Annotated in this window: 14 protein-coding genes; 11 read left to right on the forward strand and 3 right to left on the reverse strand. The window is 36.3% G+C overall.

The features are described 5' to 3' along the window. Positions 1 to 355: 355 nt before the first annotated feature. The 5 genes from N4T20_RS16470 to N4T20_RS16490 all read left to right on the forward strand — a co-directional run bounded on the left by N4T20_RS16470 (position 356) and on the right by N4T20_RS16490 (position 5515). The gene (locus N4T20_RS16470; RefSeq protein WP_260670209.1) at positions 356 to 652 is read left to right on the forward strand and encodes a putative quinol monooxygenase; all 297 of its coding nucleotides are present in this window, start codon (positions 356 to 358) and stop codon (positions 650 to 652) included. Positions 653 to 817: 165 nt separating this feature from the next. Further along, positions 818 to 1543: a gliding motility-associated ABC transporter permease subunit GldF gene (gene gldF / locus N4T20_RS16475; protein ID WP_260670210.1), complete on the forward strand. Its 726-nt coding sequence runs from the start codon at positions 818 to 820 to the stop codon at positions 1541 to 1543. Continuing rightward, positions 1543 to 3228: a gliding motility-associated ABC transporter substrate-binding protein GldG gene (gene gldG / locus N4T20_RS16480; RefSeq protein ID WP_260670211.1), complete on the forward strand. Its 1686-nt coding sequence runs from the start codon at positions 1543 to 1545 to the stop codon at positions 3226 to 3228. Before gldF ends, gldG begins: the two co-directional genes overlap by 1 nt. Positions 3229 to 3335: 107 nt before the next feature. Beyond that, positions 3336 to 4454: a DNA polymerase III subunit beta gene (gene dnaN, locus N4T20_RS16485; protein ID WP_008469033.1), complete on the forward strand. Its 1119-nt coding sequence runs from the start codon at positions 3336 to 3338 to the stop codon at positions 4452 to 4454. A 431-nt stretch (positions 4455 to 4885) separates the two neighbouring features. Then, complete coding sequence (locus N4T20_RS16490) at positions 4886 to 5515, forward strand: DsbA family protein (protein ID WP_260670212.1); 630 nt, start codon at positions 4886 to 4888, stop codon at positions 5513 to 5515. Between the two features lie 86 nt (positions 5516 to 5601). Here the strand turns inward: N4T20_RS16490 and N4T20_RS16495 are convergent, their stop codons facing one another. After that, entirely contained in the window at positions 5602 to 5733 is a 132-nt protein-coding gene (locus N4T20_RS16495; protein WP_260670213.1) for a hypothetical protein, read from the reverse strand. Positions 5734 to 5958: 225 nt separating this feature from the next. On the opposite strand from N4T20_RS16495, the gene N4T20_RS16500 reads away from it, so the two are divergent. The 6 genes from N4T20_RS16500 (at position 5959) to pdeM (ending at position 12506) form a co-directional block, all read left to right on the forward strand. Continuing rightward, positions 5959 to 6276, forward strand: a complete 318-nt coding sequence (locus tag N4T20_RS16500) for a hypothetical protein (RefSeq protein ID WP_260670214.1) — start codon at positions 5959 to 5961, stop codon at positions 6274 to 6276. A 17-nt stretch (positions 6277 to 6293) separates the two neighbouring features. After that, positions 6294 to 6680 (forward strand): YidH family protein, encoded by a 387-nt coding sequence (locus N4T20_RS16505; protein WP_260670215.1) that lies wholly within the window; start codon positions 6294 to 6296, stop codon positions 6678 to 6680. A 44-nt stretch (positions 6681 to 6724) separates the two neighbouring features. Next, the gene (locus tag N4T20_RS16510; protein WP_260670216.1) at positions 6725 to 7735 is read left to right on the forward strand and encodes a ligase-associated DNA damage response exonuclease; all 1011 of its coding nucleotides are present in this window, start codon (positions 6725 to 6727) and stop codon (positions 7733 to 7735) included. A gap of 64 nt (positions 7736 to 7799) precedes the next feature. After that, positions 7800 to 9401, forward strand: a complete 1602-nt coding sequence (locus N4T20_RS16515; protein ID WP_260670217.1) for an ATP-dependent DNA ligase — start codon at positions 7800 to 7802, stop codon at positions 9399 to 9401. Beyond that, positions 9402 to 11861 carry a ligase-associated DNA damage response DEXH box helicase gene (locus N4T20_RS16520; RefSeq protein WP_260670218.1) on the forward strand — a complete coding sequence of 820 codons (2460 nt, stop codon included), beginning with the start codon at positions 9402 to 9404 and terminating at the stop codon, positions 11859 to 11861. 6 nt (positions 11862 to 11867) lie between these two features. Then, entirely contained in the window at positions 11868 to 12506 is a 639-nt protein-coding gene (pdeM, locus tag N4T20_RS16525; RefSeq protein ID WP_260670219.1) for a ligase-associated DNA damage response endonuclease PdeM, read from the forward strand. Positions 12507 to 12753: 247 nt separating this feature from the next. Here the strand turns inward: pdeM and N4T20_RS16530 are convergent, their stop codons facing one another. Further along, entirely contained in the window at positions 12754 to 13884 is a 1131-nt protein-coding gene (locus N4T20_RS16530; protein WP_260670220.1) for an efflux RND transporter periplasmic adaptor subunit, read from the reverse strand. Position 13885: 1 nt separating this feature from the next. After that, positions 13886 to 18262, reverse strand: coding sequence for a CusA/CzcA family heavy metal efflux RND transporter (locus tag N4T20_RS16535; protein WP_260670221.1), 4377 nt, complete (start codon positions 18260 to 18262; stop codon positions 13886 to 13888). Positions 18263 to 18281 lie beyond the last annotated feature (19 nt).

Below are 18281 nucleotides of genomic sequence, written 5' to 3' on the forward strand. Positions count from 1 at the left end.
GTGGTTTCAACCACGGGGACACATTGTGGAATAGCGCGCGTTGTATGTGGTTGACCATACACGCATTGCGTTCCCGTGGTTGAAACCACGGGCTATGTTTTCGCTCAATATTTGTGACAATTAAAAACACAGACGCATTATTGCTCAACATCATTTACGGCATGTGTAATACGCATTGTATTCCCGCGGTTTAAACCGTGAGCTAAGCTTGAAAATATTATGAAAACAGAATTTAAAAATCGACATTTATAATATTTTAATTTTTATTTAAAACAACAATCAAATTTGGTATTTTTGCGCACCTGTAAGCAGATTTACAATCTAAAATCTAAAATCAGAAATCTAAAATAATAACATGTTTGTTCGAATAGTAAAAATGAGTTTTCACGAAGAAAAAATTCCTGCTTTTCTGGAAAATTTTGAATCGGTGAAAGATAGAATACGAAATGCGGAGGGAAATCGTTTTTTAGAATTGTATCAGGACAAAAATGATAAATGCATCTTTTTCACATATAGTTATTGGGAAACTGAAGAAGATCTAGAAAATTACCGAAAATCTGAACTCTTTAATACGGTTTGGGATTTTACAAAAAAACTATTCAACGCTAAACCAGAAGCTTGGAGTGTGGATAAACTATTTAGTTTAAATTAGTTTCATGTTTAAAGTTTCAAGTTATTACTGAGACTGAAAACTGGAACGATTTAAACGCAAAGCGTTGCGAAAAAACTTTGCGAACTTAGCGATTAAAAATATAGACACAAAGTAAAGCAACTTGAAACGTGAAACATGAAACAAAAAAATAATTAAACGTTATACATGAAATCAATCATTTTACGAGAAATAAAATCTTTTTTTGGCTCTCCAATTGGCTACCTTGTCATTGCAATTTTCTTAATTAGCAACGGACTATTTTTATGGGTATTCGAAGGAGATTATAACATTCTAAATACTGGTTATGCCGATTTAACTCCGTTTTTCACATTGGCACCTTGGATTCTAATTTTCTTAATTCCAGCCGTAACCATGAGAAGTTTCTCTGACGAAAAAAAACAAGGAACTTTAGAATTGCTTTTAACAAAACCGCTATCCATCTGGGAAATCGTAAATGGAAAATTCTTTGGTTCATTCCTGTTGATTATTTTGGCTATTATTCCAACCTTAATTTATGTAAAAGTAATTTCAGATTTAGGTTCGCCAGAAGGCAATATTGATATGGGAAGCACTATTGGTTCTTACTTTGGATTATTGTTTTTAATTGCCTCGTATTCAGCAATCGGAATCTTTACTTCTACTCTTTCAGAAAATCAGATTGTGGCTTTTATTCTTGCGGTTTTTTTATGCTTTTTCTTTTATTTTGGTTTTGAAGGTTTAAGTTCTCTAATTCCAGGCTCAAACAATTTTATTTCAGTTTTAGGAATGCAGAATCACTTTAAGAGCATGAGCCGCGGTGTTATCGATACTCGTGACATAATCTACTTTTTGAGCATTGCAATTGCTTTTTTGTCTTTTACTGTTTACCAATTAAAATCTTATAAAGCCTAATGAAACCATCTACCAAGCAAAATTTAAAAACATTAGGCATTACTATTTTCATTTTAGTGGTTTTAAATGTACTCGGAACGCTATTTTTTCATCGTTTTGATTTAACAAAAGACAAGCGCTATACGCTATCGCCAACTTCGTTAGGCATTATAAAACAAGTTCAAAATCCGCTTTCCATAAAGATTTATATGGCCGGCGATCTTCCTGCCGATTTTAGACGTTTACAGCAGGAAACCAAACAATTGCTGGAAGAATTTCAAGCTTATAACAGCAATATTGTTTTCGAATTTGTCGATCCGTTAGAAAACGAAGATGAAAGCGAAGAACTTACAAAATCACTTTTCCAAAAGGGATTAACCCCTGTAAACATAACGGTTGACGATAAAGGAAAACAATCACAAGCAATGGTTTTTCCTTGGGCAGTCGCGGTTTACAACAACAAAGAAGTCAATATTCCATTATTAAAAAATATAATGGGTTCTTCAACTACGCAGAAAGTAATAGGTTCTATTCAGCATTTAGAATATTCTATCGCTGACGCTGTTAATAAAGTGACTAAAAACAAACAGAAAAAAGTTGCCATCATAAAAGGAAATGGCGAATTGAACGAAATTCACATTGCTAAAATGCTGATGCAGATTCGCGAAAGCTATTTTATCGGGCCTTTTACTTTAGATTCTGTTGCAAAAGATCCAAATGGGACCTTAAATGCATTGAAAAAATATGATTTAGCCATTATTTCCAAACCAACAGAAAAATTCTCTGATGAAGAAAAAGAAGTTCTGGATCAGTTTATTATGAACGGCGGAAAAACCATTTGGCTAATAGATCAGGTTGCTGCCGATATGGACAGTTTATACAATGATGCAGGTGCCACTTTAGCGTATCCGAGAGATTTAAATCTTAATGATATGTTTTTCAAATATGGATTCAGAATTAATCCTGATTTGATAAAAGACGAATACGGAAGCCCTATAAAATTGGCAACTGGCGAACAAGGAAGTGCAACGCAATATCAAGATTTTATCTGGAAATTTGCTCCGCAGGTTTATCCGAAAAGCCAGCATCCTATTGTAAAAAATCTAGGCGGAATTAAATTTGATTTTGCGAACCCAATTGACACTTTGAAAAACGGAATCAAGAAAACGGTTTTATTGCAATCTTCACAGTATTCTAAGACTGTAGGAACACCAGCAGAAATAAATCTGAATATGGTTACCGAGAAATCGACTCCGCAAGATTATTTGAATAAAGGAAACCAGAATCTTGCTGTTTTACTAGAAGGTCCTTTCCATTCTGCTTTTGAAAACCGAGTTTTGCCTTTCAAAGACAATTCGTTTACAGCAAAAGGAAAACCAAACAAAATGATTGTTATTGCCGACGGAGATATTGCCAGAAACCAATTGGACAAAAACATGATGCCTGTTGAATTGGGCTACGACCAAAGAACTGGAAATTTATACGACAATAAAGACTTCATCATGAATTGCATCAATTATCTTCTTGATGATACAGGACTTATTAACATTAGAAGCAAAGATGTGGAGCTGCCTTTATTAGACAAAGAAAAAGTATATGAAAGCTACAGTCTTACACAATTCATAACTATCGGAGTTCCAATTCTAATTTTAACAGTTTTTGGACTTGCATTTACTTTTGTAAGAAAAAGAAAATACAGCAAATAGATGTTAATAAAAAAATGTAATACTTTCGATAGTTTAAGATATATTTGTAATCCGTATATTTAGCCCTTTATTTGCTAAAGCATCCATCAAAAAATAAAATAAAAAAGATGAAATTTATAGTATCGAGTTCATACTTATTAAAACAATTACAAGTTTTAGGTAGTGTAATCAATAGTAATAATACGTTGCCTATTTTGGACAACTTTTTATTTGAACTAAACAACAATGAGTTGACCGTTTCGGCTTCAGATCTTGAAACGACAATGTCGGCTACATTATCGATCGATTCTACAAGTAAAGGAAGTGTAGCTGTTCCGGCAAAGCTTTTGCTTGAAATTTTAAAGACTTTTCCTGAGCAGCCGTTGACTTTTACTGTAGAAGATAATAACACAGTAGAGATTAGTTCAAACTCAGGTAAATATGCATTGGCTTATGCAGCCGGAGAAGAATTTCCTAAAGCAGTAAGTCTTGAAGATCCATCAGTAACACTTGTTCCTGCAGAGGTTTTGGCAACTGCAGTAAGCAAAACGATCTTCGCAGCAGGAAACGATGATTTACGTCCAGTAATGTCTGGAGTTTTCTTCCAGTTTTCGCCAGAAGGATTAATTTTCGTAGCTACAGATGCTCATAAATTGGTAAAATATGCACGTACAGATGTAAAAGCATCTCAGGTTGCCGATTTTATTATGCCTAAAAAACCTTTGAACATTTTAAAAAGCATTTTAGGAACTTCTGATGCTGAAGTGAAAATCGAATATAACGATTCAAATGCGACTTTCTCATTTGACAACTATATTTTAATGTGTCGTTTGATTGATGGAAAATACCCTAACTACGAAGCGGTAATTCCAAAAGAAAATCCAAACAAATTGATGATTGACCGTTCTTTATTCTTAAGTTCTGTTAAACGTGTTGCGATTTTCTCTAACAAAACTACACACCAAATTCGTTTAAAAATTGCTGGAGCAGAATTAAATGTTTCTGCAGAAGATATTGACTACTCAAACAAAGCAGAAGAAAGATTGACTTGCGATTATCAAGGTGATGATTTGCAAATTGGTTTCAACTCACGTTTCTTAACAGAGATGCTGACTAACCTGCAATCTGATATGATTATGCTTGAAATGTCATTACCAAATAGAGCTGGTATTTTAACGCCAGTAGATGGTTTAGAAGAGGGAGAAACGGTTACTATGCTTGTAATGCCAGTAATGTTAAATAGTTAACATTAAAGTTTCTTTCTGTTACAGGGATATTTTTTAGTTTCAATATAAAAGTCTATCATTGTAAAAAAAAGATATCGCTATTAACCAACCATTTTTTATACCTAGAAACCGCAATTCCCATAAAGAGTTGCGGTTTTTTATTTAAACTCTCTTTGTTGGTTTTGTTTCAAGTTTCAAGTTTCAAGTTGATATACTATGCGTATAATTTATAACGCAGAGTACGCTAAGATTACGCAAAGTTCGCTAAGATTTTTTTTTAGGATTCTTTTGGAATGCAAAGAGCACAAAGCTGGTGGACTTATATTTTTAAAGAAAATCTTAGAAAAAGAAAACTTTGTGTCCCTTGCATAACCTTATCGCGCTTTGCGGTAAAAAAGCATATCAACTTGAAACTTAAAATGTGAAACAACAATTTTCCGTATCTTTGCAAAATGAAAATAGAAATTTGGTCGGACATCATGTGTCCGTTTTGTTATATCGGAAAAAGACAGTTGGAAACTGCCCTTGCAGTATTTCCTAATGATGAATTTGAAATCGAATGGAAAAGCTTTCAGCTTGATCCTACAATCACTTCACAGCCGGATACAGACGTATATACGTTCTTAGCGGAGAGAAAAGGAATCTCGATTGAGCAATCTAAAGAAATGCACAAAGGTGTTGCAGAACGCGCTAAAAGCGTCGGTTTAGATTATCATTTTGATAAAGCGGTAATATCGAATTCTTTAAATGCGCATAGAATTATTCAATTGGCTAAGACAAAAAATATTGGCGATCGCATGGAAGAAATTTTCTTTAAAGCTTATTTTACTGACGGAAAAGATTTAAACAACGGCCCAACTCTGATAAAATTAGGAATTGAGGCTGGTTTGGAAGAAAATGAAATCAGAGAAGTTCTGGAAAGTGACACCTTATTCCTAAAAGAAGTGCAGTCAGATATTAAAGAAGCTGGCGAGATTGGCGTCCAGGGTGTTCCTTTCTTTGTATTTGATCGAAAATATGCTGTTTCGGGTGCGCAGCCTGTAGAAACATTTGTAAAAACAATTCAAGAAGTTTTAAAATAAATTTCAATCCATATAAAATTTAAAAGCGTGCTGTCTATAAATAAACAGCACGCTTTTATTATTTAGCCATTTATCAGACTAAAAAATTAATGGCCAGCTCTACCTTTAGAATCTGTTGATTTTGTAGCAGTGCTTTTTCCTCTAGAACCAGAAGTTGATTTTTGAGTTTTTCCAGAATCTTTCATTCCAGATTTCGAATCTTTTCTTGAAGTTTCCATGATGTTATAATTTTTTAAATAATTAATATGTACAAAGTTGCAAAACGCACAAACAATTGGTTTACAGAATTATAATTGATTTTTACAAAATAAGAAGCAGGTTGCTTTCTAAAAATAAATAAATCATGTAAAAATAACTTCGAATCTTATAAATCTTTTAAGTGGTTAATTTTCAAATTTGTATAAAATCATTAGATAAACATTTACTAATTTAAAATAGCAGCCATGAAAAAAGATGCCGACAACAGAAAAACTGCAGAATTAGATGATTTTAAATGCAGTAAACCAGACCACATAGATACTGCTCACGAAAATGAGGCAATGGATGACGAATTTACTTCAGGACAAAATGAAGATACTAATTATAGGAAATATTGCGATAGTTCTGAGGATGCATATGAAATCATAGAAAGCGGACTAAATCTGGCTGAGGACAATACGCCCTTTCCTACTTACGACGATTCTAATCTTTACAACAGTTATAATTTAGACAACGAAGATGATAAATATAACTGCCCTCCATATAGAAATTTTGAACACTAAAAAATTACTCCTCCACTATGTCGCCAAAAAATGATCAGGAAATTATGAATGAATACTTGTCTAATGAAAGAACTTTATTAGCATGGCTTCGCACAGGAATTGGAATAATGGTTTTCGGATTTGTAGCAGTAAAATTTTCATTGTTTTTAAAACAGCTTCCTGCAAAATATTTAGCCGAAACTGTTCCGCCAGATAGCAATTTCACAATTTATTTGGGCATCGGTTTGTTGATAGCCGGTGCTATGACTATTTTATTGTCTTATTTGCGTTACAGCCACACAATCAAATTATTAAAGAAAGGAAAGTACCAGTATTCGACAGCAATGCTTACCTTTATTACTATGATGCTGTTTGTGTTGAGCATATCGCTTATAGCCTATCTTATTATTGCAGCAAGCGCATAAAATAATTTTCTGATTGTCAAATTTTCTAATGATCTAATTAAAAAATGAATCCGCCATTACTTCAATTTAACGATAAAGGAATTTACTGTCAGCGGGCTGATGTATATCTGGATCCATGGCGTCCCGTAAAAAATGCCATTATTACACACGGACATTCAGATCACGCGCGTTGGGGACATCAAAATTATATCACACATTATTCTAACATTCCGATTATCAGACATCGCTTGGGAGAAATTAATGTTTCTGGCAAAAACTGGAACGAAACCTTTACCATAAACGGAGTGCAATTTTCTTTTCATCCTGCGGGCCATATTATTGGTTCTGCGCAAATAAGGGTCGAGTACAAAGGCGAAATCTGGGTTTTTACAGGAGATTATAAAATCGAAGATGACGGCATTTCTGTTCCGTATGAAGTCGTAAAATGCCATTCTTTTATAACCGAATGCACCTTTGGACTCCCTGCTTTTAAATGGGAACCTCAAACCGATGTCATGACCGAAATCAATAATTGGTGGGCAGAAAATCGTGCAGAAGGAAAAACTTCTGTTCTATTTGGCTATTCCTTAGGAAAAGCACAGCGATTATTAAAAAATCTGGACCCAAATATCGGAAAGATCTACACGCATGGCGCAATAGAAAATATGACCAATATTGTCCGTCCCATGATTGATCTTCCGCCTACAATACGAATAACACCTGAAACTAAAAAAGAAGATTTATTGGGCAATATTGTAATTGCTCCGCCGAGCGCTCACGGAAGCACTTGGATCAGAAAAATGACTCCTTTTGTAACTGGAACAGCAAGCGGCTGGATGGCCTTTCGCGGAGCAAGACGCAGACGTGCCGTTGACCGTGGCTTTGTTCTAAGCGATCATTGCGATTGGACAGGTTTATTAGAAAGCATAAAAGCCACAGGAGCCGAAAAAGTAATCTGCACGCATGGATATTCAGATATTTTTTCCAAATACCTTAGAGAGTTAGGCTATGACGCGAGAACAGCGCACACGCAATACGAAGGTGAAACGAATGACGCAAATAATGATGAAATGTGAATTGCAAACTCTGAATTAAAAACTAAGCTGCCAACTATCAACCGTAAACCAATAATTTAAAAAAATGAAAAACTTTGCCGAGCTTATAAAAACCCTAGACAGTTCTAATAAAACATCGGTAAAAGTTGATGCGCTGACCAACTATTTTCTAAAAGCAAGCGACGAAGATAAAGTCTGGACAATTGCCATACTTTCGCATCGTCGTCCGCCACGGCCAGTCAATACAACTTTATTGCGCTTGTGGGCAAATGAATTGGCCAATATTCCGCTTTGGCTATTTGAAGAAAGCTATCATATTGTGGGAGATTTGGCTGAGACAATCGCACTCGTTATTCCGACAACAAAAGAACATTCTGACAAAAGCTTGACCGAATTTTTACAGGAAATCATTGCTTTAAAAAAGAAAACTGATTTAGAAAAAAAGGAATATCTGCAAACCAATTGGCTGAATTTGAATTATTACGAAAGATTCGTTTTCACCAAATTAATAACCGGAAGCTTCAGAATTGGCTTAAGTCAGAAACTAATGACTCGGGCACTTTCAAAAGCAGAAAATATTGACGAAGATACACTCGCCTACAAATTAATGGGAGACTGGAATCCGAATACGGTTACGTTTCAAGAATTAATTTTGGATGAAAAAAGCAGTGACTATTTATCCAAGCCTTATCCGTTTTATTTAGCTTATCCGATTGAAGGCGAACTTGAGAATCTGGGAAATCCTGAAGACTGGAGCGCCGAACATAAATGGGACGGAATACGGTCGCAGACGATTATTCGTGACAACGAAATTTATGTTTGGAGCCGTGGCGAAGAATTAGTGACCGATAAATATCCCGAATTTCAATCATTCATTGGAAATATACCAGACGGAACTGTTATTGATGGCGAAATTCTTCCTTTTGCAAACAATCAAATTGGAACATTTAATGATCTGCAAACCAGAATTGGCCGCAAAAACGTCTCGGCATCCGTTTTAAAAAATACGCCTGTTATCATTAAAGCTTATGATTTATTGGAATGGCAGGGAAATGATATTCGAAATCTTTCTTACGAAGAACGCCGTATAGTATTAGAACAAATGTTTACCGGCTTAATTGGGAAAGAAATTCCGTTGCAGCTTTCAGAAAGAATTCATTTTTCGACTTGGGAAGATGTCACAAATGAAAGATTAAAATCGCGCGAAATGAAAAGCGAAGGTTTAATGTTGAAAAGAAAAGACTCTCCGTATTTAGTTGGAAGAAAAAAAGGAGATTGGTGGAAATGGAAAATCGAACCTTTAACAATTGATGCTGTTCTCACCTACGCCATGCGCGGCCACGGAAGAAGATCTAATTTATTTACCGATTATACTTTTGCCCTTTGGCAAGAAAACGAAAGCAATGAGCGTGAACTTGTCACTTTTGCAAAAGCTTATTCAGGTTTAACTGACGCTGAATTTAGAATGGTAGACGATTTCATCAAAAAAAATACTTTGGAACGATTTGGGCCAGTAAGAAGCGTTACGCCAAAATTGGTTTTTGAAATTGGTTTTGAAGGAATTGCACTTTCCAAAAGACATAAAAGCGGAGTTGCAACCCGCTTTCCGCGAATTTTGAGATGGCGGCACGACAAAAAAATTGAAGAAGCCAACTCAATAGAAGATTTAAAAAACATGATTTTATAAATGAACAGAGAGCAGTTATTTACGATCGCCAGCAATTGGTTTGAAAGCCAAGGATGGAAACCTTTTCCGTTTCAGACGCAGACGTGGACTGCTTTTTTGCAAGGGAAAAATGGTTTATTGAATGCTCCAACAGGAAGCGGAAAAACTTATGCGCTCTGGCTGCCGATTATTTTAAATTACATCAAAGAAAATCCGAATTACAGAACCAAGCACAATTCTGGATTAAAAGCAATTTGGATTACCCCGCTCCGTTCCCTATCTGTTGAAATCAAACAAGCTGCTGAAAGAGTGCTTACCGATTTGGATATTCCGATGACAGTCGGAATTCGTTCTGGAGATACTACATCTGCTGAACGAGCCAAACAAAAAAATAAAATGCCCGATTTACTGATTACAACGCCCGAAAGTTTGCAATTGCTTCTAGCAGCTAAAGGTTATGCCAGTATTTTTAAAAATTGCACTTCAATCGTCATTGATGAATGGCACGAATTACTCGGAACCAAACGCGGTGTACAGGTAGAATTAGGTTTATCAAGACTTAAAACTATCGCAAAAAACATTCGAATTTGGGGTATTTCTGCCACAATTGGGAATTTGCAGCAAGCGCAGGAAGTTTTGCTTGGAGTTGATTCTGAAGCGTTCCATAATTCTGTTTTAATCAAAGCGGCAATTCATAAGAAAATAAAAGTAATCTCCATTATTCCTGACAAAATGGATGCTTATCCGTGGCGTGGGCATATGGGACTGCATTTAATTGATGAAGCGGCAAAAATTATAAAAGCCAGCAAAACGACACTTATTTTTACCAATGTTCGTTCGGCTTGCGAAATCTGGTACCAAAGATTGTTAGAAAAATATCCTGAATTTGCAGGTGAAATGGCAATGCATCACGGAAGCATTGACAGAGAAACCAGACTTTGGGTAGAAAACGCAATTCGGAACGAAGAGCTGAAAGTTGTAGTCTGCACTTCTAGTTTGGATTTGGGTGTTGACTTTGCTCCTGTCGAATCGATTATTCAGGTTGGCGGTCCAAAAGGTGTTGCGCGTTTCATGCAGCGCGCCGGGCGAAGCGGACACCAACCCGGCAAAGAAAGCGTCATTTACTTTTTAGCCACTCACGCCATTGAACTCATCGAAGCTTCGGCCCTGAAAAAAGCAGTTGAAAACAGTGTGATAGAAGACCGAGTTCCGTATTTAAACAGCTGGGATGTTTTGGTGCAATATTTAAATACTCTTGCCGTTTCTGACGGATTTTATCCAAATGAAATCTTCAAAGAAATTCAAGGAACATTCAGCTATCAAACCATTACAGCTGAAAACTGGAATTGGATTTTAAATTTCATCACACAAGGAAGCCAAAGCCTTCATGCGTATGACGAATTCAAAAAAGTAGAAATTGATGAAAACGGCTGTTATAAAATTAACAGCAGAATGATTGCTATGCATCACAGAATGCAGATTGGCACTATTGTAGGTGATGCCGTTATGAATGTAAAATACGTGAGCGGAGGTTATATCGGCACCATTGAAGAATGGTTTATTTCTAAATTAAAACCCGGCGATACTTTTATTTTCGCTGGAAAAAAACTGGAATTATTCAAAATCAGGAATATGCAGGTTTTGGTAAAAAAAGCAAGCGCAAAAAAAGAGTCTAAAATTGCCAGCTGGATGGGCGGGCGATTAGCTTTATCTTCACAGATGAGCGAATTGCTTCGAAAAGAATTGTACCGCGCCAATACCGATAATCTTTCCCCAGAATTAAAAGCCTTGCAGCCTTTATTTCAGAGACAGCGCAGAGAATCTATCGTGCCAAGTTCTGATGAATTTTTAATTGAAACTTTTAAAACCAGAGAAGGATTTCATGCCATTTTTTATCCATTTGAAGGACGTTTTGTGCATGAAGCTTTAGCGAGTTTGCTGGCTTTCAGAATCAGTTTATTGCAATCTATTACTTTTTCTCTCGCTTATAATGACTATGGATTTGAGTTGCTTTCGGATCAGGAAATTGACATTGAAGCGGTTTTAGACAATAATTTATTTTCTACAGAATATGTTCATCATGATTTACAGAAAAGCCTAAATTCGACAGAAATGGCTCGACGAAAATTTAGAGACATTGCCGTAATTTCGGGATTAGTTTTTACTGGTTTTCCCGGAAAAATGGTTAAGACGAAACATCTTCAAAGCGGTTCTCAATTATTATTTGAAGTTTTCAGAGATTTTGAGCCTGACAATCTATTGCTGCACCAAGCCTATCGCGAAACTTTTGAACATCAGCTCGAAGAAGGACGTTTGATTTTGGCTCTGGAGCGAATTGCAAATCAAAAAATTGTCTGGAAACAATGTTTGAAACCAACTCCTTTCAGTTTTCCAATTATTACAGATCGATTGAGAGAAAAACTTTCGAGTGAAACTCTAGCAGAAAGAATTCAGAAAATGACTGCTTCTTACATGAAATAACAGCTTATGAATATTCAAATCAAAAACGAAAATTTTATACTTCATCCGAGCGGAGCTATTTTTTGGGAATCAAAAAAAATGATCATCATTTCTGATGTGCATTTAGGCAAAGTGATGCATTTCAGAAAACACGGAATCGCCATTCCGCAAAATGCTGTTTCAGAAAACTTTAAAAAGATTACTGAGGTTTTGGAATATTTTGAACCTGAAAAAATCATTTTTTTAGGAGATTTATTTCATAGTTCAAAAAATGCAGAGTGGAATTTGTTTGAAGAATGGATTTCCAACCATAACCAAGAAACGTATCTAATTGCAGGAAATCACGATATCATCGACCAGAAACACTATTATAAAATCGGAATTCTTGTCGTTGACTCCTTAGAAATCGATCATTTTCTTTTCACGCATCACCCAACAGAAAAAGAAGATTGCTTTAATTTTTCAGGACATATCCATCCTGGAATAATCTTAAGGGGCTTAGGAATGCAAAGCTTAAAATTACGCTGCTTTTTTCACAAAACCAATCAAATGATACTGCCGGCTTTTGGAGAATTTACTGGAAAATTTATTATGAAACCGGAATCAGAGCATACTATTTTTGCTATAGCGGGAAATGAAATTATTTTGATAAATAAAAACAATTGAAGCATCGTATTCTATTTATTTTACAAAAATATAGCTAAAATTATTTAAAGTAATAATTGAATTTCATTTAAACCTGACGGGTTTTAAAACCATCAGGTTTGACTAATTAATATATATATTTTTAATAGCCTCCAGCTAAAGCTGGAGGCTATTAAAGACTGAAAAACATATTTAAATTAAAAAACCCAGTAAAACTAAATTTACTGGGTTTTCATGTTTAATCTAAATTGTAATCAGAAACTAAACATTATTGTTCATCATTATTCATGGCAGACATCAATAAAGTGTAGGCATTTTTTATAACCACTTTTGACGAACTCGAAATAGCATCTGAAATAATCTGATTGTAACCTTCGTTTTTAACTCCAGACTTTACTTCATTCATCTTAAATTGATTATTTCCAAGTTCTGTAAACACATAAAATTTACCTTCCCAACGTACAACTGCATCTTCTGGAACAGTCAGTGCTTTTTGATTTTCGATTTCCACTTCAGCATTCACAAACAATCCAGGCAAAAGTTCTGGATTGTAATTATTTACTTTACAAATGATTTCTGCAGCTCGGTCGCCGTTTAAACTTTGGTTGATAAAAGCGATTTTGGCTCCGTACTTTTTAGCATCAGAAGCATTTGCATACACCGTAACATTTTGTCCAATCGAAAGTGAGGTCACATCTTTTTCGAATGCGTTTAAAGTCAGAACGATATCTTTTTTATCAATCAATTCAAAAAGCATATCAGTCGGATTTACATACTTGCCGATATTAACATTGACTTTTGAAACTAAACCATTTATAGGCGAAATCACTTTAATGGTTTTACTTATGCCATTTACATTTAATGCCTTAGCATTAATTCCTAATAAATTTAATTTCTGTTCCAAAGAGGCCATTGTAATGCGCTGCGTTCTCATTTCGGTCGTAATCTGTTCCAAAACTTTGTCACTCGCCGCTTTGTTGGCATTAAGCTCTTTCTGTCTTCTGTGTTCATTCTGTGCGAGTTCAAACTTCTCTTTAGCCATTAGATAATTTTGCTGCAACTCGATAAACTGCATATCTTCTAAAACTGCCAAAACTTGTCCTTTCTGCACATTCATTCCCGCGATCAAATTTGTACTTTTTACATAACCTCCCAACGGAATGCTGATGCTGATTACGCTTTTTGGAGGAACAGTAACGGTACCCTGAAGCTTCAGAATCTCTTTAACATTTTTTACCGTCGGATTGCCACTTTCTAAACCTGCATTTTTAATCTGTTCGGCACTTAATTTGACAATACCAATGCTTTTGGCTTCTGTACTTTTATTCTCTTCCGTTTTATTATTCCCGCAAGCGGTTAGGAATATAGCGCTTAGGAACGCTGCAATATATTTTTTCATTTTAAATATTATTAAGATTCTGTAGTGTAACCACTGCTTTATTGTAAGCATTCAATGCATCTAGATACTCGCTTTTGATTGTAATGGCCTGATTGACTACCAAAACCCATTGCAGGTAATCAATATCGCCATTTTGCAACTGACTGCTAGAGGCTTCTATGATGGTCTGCGCATTTTTTAATCCATCTGTCTCGTAATACGCTAAGCTTTCCTGATACTTTTTTACTTCTCGATCTGCATTTTCAATACTTGTCTTCATTTCGATTTTAGCTGCTTCAGAAAGTTCCACATAACTTTCGTACTCTGCTTTTGCAGCTCTTTTTCTTTCTGACTGACTGGTGAAAAATATCGGAATTGAAAGCCCCGCATTGACGTAATTAAATCTTTGTCCACTACCATAATAAACTTCTTGACCTGAAGCATTAGTTTGAGTTCCGATAATGCTCAAATTGTTATAGCCCAAAGTAATTTCAGGAAGCATTTTGGCGCTTTCTGTCTTCCATCTCCATTTTGCAGCTTCCGATTCAAACTGGGAACGCTGTACGGCAGGAAGATTTTCTGCTTTCAAATTTTGAATAGACGAATGGTTTAAAATTGCTTTCAAATTCATCTTTTTGGGAGTGTAAGCTACTTTGTCCTGAAGAATGGCATTAAACGAATTTAAAGCAATTTCGATGTCTCTGTTTACCATCACCAATTGGTTGCTATAGAATTGCCTAGCCGACTGCGAAGCGCTTTTCTCTAAAACATTCGCTTCACCTGCCTTGAATCTTAAGTCTGATTTTTTCTCCATAATTCTGTAAATCGAATCGGCATAGACCAAAAGTTCTTTTTTGCTGTTCAGCCACAAATAGTCGTAGTAAACAGTTCTTACTCTGGTTTTGATTTCCTGAGAAGTGAGCTGCACTTCAGCCTTTGCTTTGTTAAAGTCAGCTTGAAGCGCTTTTTTCTGATTGCTGTAAACGGTAGGAAAAGCAAAAGTCTGGCTAATTCCGAATCTCGTGTCTTTCTGCGCGCTGTTAAACTGTCCATAATCGGCATCGATTTGCGTCTGCGGAAAATTATAGCCCGTTTTCTGTAAATGGCTTTTAGACTGCTCGTTTAATTTAGCCGATTTGACGGTTCTATTATTCTGAATCGCAACTGAAATGGATTCGTCAAGCGAAATGGGCAATTCTTGTGCATCGGCTATATTGCCAATAAAAAGAATACTCAATAAAATGGTTAGATTATTCATGTGTTTTTTTCTTTTTTTAGAAAATCCTTTAGCGTGAAAAGTCATTAAATAAATCGCAGGAAGCACAAAAAGCGTTAAAAGAGTCGCGGTTACCAATCCGCCGATCACCACTGTTGCGAGCGGGCGCTGCACCTCTGCTCCTGCTCCGTTGCTCAAAGCCATTGGAAGAAATCCAAGCGAAGCAACAGCCGCCGTCATTAAAACAGGACGCAATCTATTTTTTGTTCCTAAAATGATAATCTCAAAAGGATCTGTGACTTCGCCATGCTTTTGAATTCGGTTAAACTCCGAAATCAAAACAATTCCGTTTAATACGGCAACACCAAACAGGGCAATAAAACCAACTCCTGCAGAAATGCTAAAAGGCATATCTCGCAATACTAAGGCAAATACACCACCGATTGCAGATAACGGTATGGCTGTAAATATGATAATGCCTTCTTTAAACGATTTAAAAGCAAAGTACAATAATGCGAAGATCATCAATAAAGCGGCAGGAACAGCAACTCCAAGTCTCGCTTTAGCCTGCTGCAAGTTTTCAAATGCTCCGCCATAAGTAATGTAGTAACCTGGATCAAATTTGATCTGTTTATTTACTTTTTGCTGCAATTCTTCCACAATTGACTGCACATCTCTTCCTCGAACATTAAAGCCTACAATAATTCTTCGTTTGGCATTCTCTCTCTGAATTTGGTTTGGACCTTCCACTTCTTCCACCTTAGCTACTTGATAAAGCGGTATTTGCATTCCTGAAGGCGTTGCGATCAAAAGATTTCGCACATCCTCAATTCCTTTTCTCCCATTGTCTTCTACGCGAACGACCATGTCAAAACGTTTTTCACCTTCGTAAATGCTTCCGGCAACAGCACCTGCAAAAGCGGCGTTAATGGTTCTGTTAATGTCAACCACACGCAAACCGTATTTTGACATTTCCGCCCAATTGTAATCAATTACGATCTGTGGCATTCCGGTAACTTTTTCTACGTATAAATCGGCTGCACCATCGACTGTTTTACTGATCTCACCAAGCTTTTCGGCATATTTTGAAAGCTTTTGAAGATCTTCCCCATAAATTTTACAAACCAAATCCTGTTTGGCTCCCGTCATCAATTCGTTAAAACGCATTTGAACCGGAAATTGAAATCCAGTTGTAACGCCAGGAGCAATCCGTTTAACGGTTTTAGTCATTTTATCTGCCAATTCAGGAAACGAAGAAGCGCTTGTCCACTCTGACTTGTCTTTTAAAACGATAATCATATCTCCGCCTTCAATTGGCATTGGATCGGTTGGAATTTCTGCGCTTCCAATTCTAGAAACCACTTGCTGGACTTCTGGGTATTCTTTCTTTAATTCTTTAGAAATTTTCGTGATTGTTTCTGTTGTCGTAGAAAGATTGGTTCCTAAAAGCAAACGGGTTTCAACGGCAAAATCTCCTTCTTCCAACTGCGGAATAAATTCTCCTCCCATTCTTGCGAATAACAAAACTGCCAATCCGAAAAGCACAAATGCAGCGGCTACAACTCCTTTTCTGATACTTAGAGCTTTTGTAAGCCACCCTTCGTAAGCATTTTCTAATCTTTCCATAATACGATCTGAAAGATTCTTTTTATGGCTGATTTTTTTGCTTAGAAATAAAGCGCTAACCATTGGCACATACGTAAGCGACAAAATAAAAGCGCCTAAAATGGCAAATGCAACGGTCTGAGCCATTGGCTTGAACATTTTTCCTTCAATTCCCTGCAAGGATAGAATCGGCAAATAAACAATTAGAATAATAATCTGTCCAAAAACGGCTGCATTCATCATGCGCGCGGCAGATCCTGTTACTTCTTTATCCATTTCGTCTTGAGAAATATTCGAAACAGATTGGTATTTTTTTGAACTATGAAGATGTTGCAGAATGGCTTCTACGATAATAACAGCTCCATCGACGATTAATCCGAAATCTAATGCACCGAGACTCATCAGGTTACCGCTTACGCCAAAAGTATTCATCATGATAATGGCAAAAAGCATGGCCAATGGTATAACCGAAGCCACAATAAAACCTGCTCTGAGATTTCCGAGAAACAAAACCAAGATCAGAACCACAATTAAAGCGCCTTCGATTAAGTTTTTTTCAACTGTTCCTATGGCATTGTCTACCATTTTTGTTCGGTCCAAGAAAGGTTCAATTTTTAGTCCCTCAGGAAGGATTTTTTCGATCTGAGCAATTTTATCTTTTACGTTGACAATAACGTTATTCGCATTTTCTCCTTTCAGCATCATGACAATCCCGCCAACCGATTCTCCGTATTCGTCGGTGGTTAGTGCTCCGTAACGTATTGCCGAAGAAATTTTGACATTGGCAACATCTTTTACTAAAATAGGAAGTCCGCCCTGAGTGCTTTTAACTACAATGTTTTCAATATCTTCGATGCTTTTGGCTAAACCAGTGCTTCTAATGTAAGATACGGTTGGACCTTTTTCAATATAAGCCCCGCCTGTATTTTCGTTGCTATTGTTTAGGGCTGTAAAAACTTCACTAATTGTTAAGTTCTGCGCTTTAAGTCTGGCAGGATTTACGGCGATTTCATATTGCTTGAGCTTTCCGCCAAAAGTAGAAACATCTGCAATTCCGGCAGTTCCCAAAAGCTGTCTTCTGATCGTCCAATCCTGAATTGTTCTTAAATCTTCTAATGAATATTTTTCTTCGTAGCCTGGTTTTGGCTTTAAAACGTATTGATAAATTTCACCTAAACCAGTTGTTACAGGCGCCATTTCGGGTCTATTGGCATTTCGGTCAATTTCTATCTGCTGCAGTCTTTCTGTAATTTGCTGTCTAGCCCAATAGACATCGGCATCGTCTTCAAAGACAACACTTACGAGTGAGAGTCCGAACCGCGAAATACTCCTGCTTTCTTTAAGATGCGGAATATTGCTGATGGCTTGTTCTATCGGGAACGTGATTAATCTTTCTACGTCTTCAGCCCCTAGAGATGGCGCTGTAGTTATGATTTGCACCTGATTGTTTGTGATGTCTGGCACGGCATCAATTGGCAATTGGGTAACCTCATACACGCCATAGACAATCCACAGCAATGTAAAGATTCCAATTGCCAGTTTGTTCTTAACTGAGAACTGAATTACTTTATTAAGCATAATGTATTAATTAAAAAAT

The organism is Flavobacterium sp. TR2 (assembly GCF_025252405.1).
In the GTDB taxonomy this organism is placed as follows: Bacteria; Bacteroidota; Bacteroidia; order Flavobacteriales; family Flavobacteriaceae; genus Flavobacterium.